3 protein-coding genes are annotated in these 1,165 nt (G+C 56.2%); all 3 read right to left on the bottom strand.

Features of this window, described 5'->3' with window-relative positions; translation table 11 throughout:
• Nucleotides 1–278, bottom strand: a 278-nt coding sequence (locus tag A3730_RS21235; RefSeq protein WP_304439519.1) for an acetyl-coenzyme A synthetase N-terminal domain-containing protein, incomplete at its 3' end; no start/stop codon positions are given.
• A gap of 256 nt (nucleotides 279–534) precedes the next feature.
• Nucleotides 535–915, bottom strand: a complete 381-nt coding sequence (panD, locus tag A3730_RS21230; RefSeq protein WP_007151139.1) for an aspartate 1-decarboxylase — start codon at nucleotides 913–915, stop codon at nucleotides 535–537.
• An 89-nt stretch (nucleotides 916–1,004) separates the two neighbouring features.
• Nucleotides 1,005–1,165 (bottom strand): pantoate--beta-alanine ligase (locus tag A3730_RS21225; protein WP_197477561.1); only part of this gene is annotated, 161 nt, incomplete at its 5' end.

The following is a 1,165-nucleotide window of genomic DNA, read 5'->3' as shown; positions in this document are numbered from 1 at the left end:
GCGGTTTGATTGGCGCGCTCAGGCAGGTGGCGATCGACGCAGTTGTAGCAGGCATTCAGGGTGGCGCCCTTGAACCAGGCCGCCCGGCCTTCACTGAAGTCCCATTCGCTGACGGTGTCCCAGGGGGTCTTCCAGTCCAGAAGCTGTTCGGCGCGCTCGGCCCAGAAGGTGTCCGGGTCGTTGATGGATTGGGCGTACCAGCGGTCGTAGGTGTCGCGGTCCATCAGGGTCTGTTTTTTATACTCGGCGGGAACAGGGTGAGTATGTACTTGGGACATTAGGGCCTCCTTGGGATACTGCCTGCCAGTTTCCATCATTATTATGGCTACGCCTGCCCGGGGGTATTCCACCATGGTCTTATAGGGTGTTGTGAGGGTAGACGTTGTGTTCCAAGAGTAAACAAAGCGTTGCTTAATGACCAATGCCCAAGCGGACAAAAGAGGCAATGTATACAGGGAAAGCAGTAAAAAGCGGCAGGCAAAAAAAACGCCGGCAGGGCCGGCGTTTTATCAAAAATTCAGAGCCAATTCGGGATCAGGCAACCTGAACCGGAATGGCATCGCTGGTGCCTTTCACTTCATTGCCTTCGGCCATGTAAATCAGGCTTGGCTTGAAGTTGATCAGCTCCGCGCTGGAGTAACTGGCGTAAGCGCAAATGATCACGCGGTCACCGGGCTGGGCCTTGTGAGCGGCGGCACCGTTGACGGAGATGATTTTGGAGCCCGCTTCGCCACGGATTGCGTAGGTTTCGAAACGCTCACCGTTGTCGATGTTGTAGATCTGGATCTGTTCGTATTCCAGGATACCCGCCATGTCCATCAAATCGCCATCAATGGCGCAGGAGCCTTCGTACTCGAGCTCCGCGTGGGTGACACGAGCCTGATGGAGTTTTGCTTTCAGCATGGTGCACTGCATGTTGGTTACCTCTCAAGCGACCCGAAACCTGCTGTAAACGCCGTATGGTGGGCATGCAGGCACTTCAAGGGGCCGGAAGTATGCATGAATCACCGGTCACGCACAACGGCCAGAGATATATTGTCGATCAATCGCGTTGACCCTAGTTTCGCGGCGACGGCGGCCACCAGGTCAGTGTCTTGCGGGCCCGCCGGCGCCAGGGTTTTGGCGCTGACGATGGTCAGATAGTCTACGCTGAACCCGGCAGTAT

The sequence above is a fragment of the Alcanivorax sp. HI0044 genome (assembly GCF_001634945.1).
Note: the sequence above shows the minus strand (reverse complement) of the source record. Positions and strands in the feature narration are given on the sequence as shown.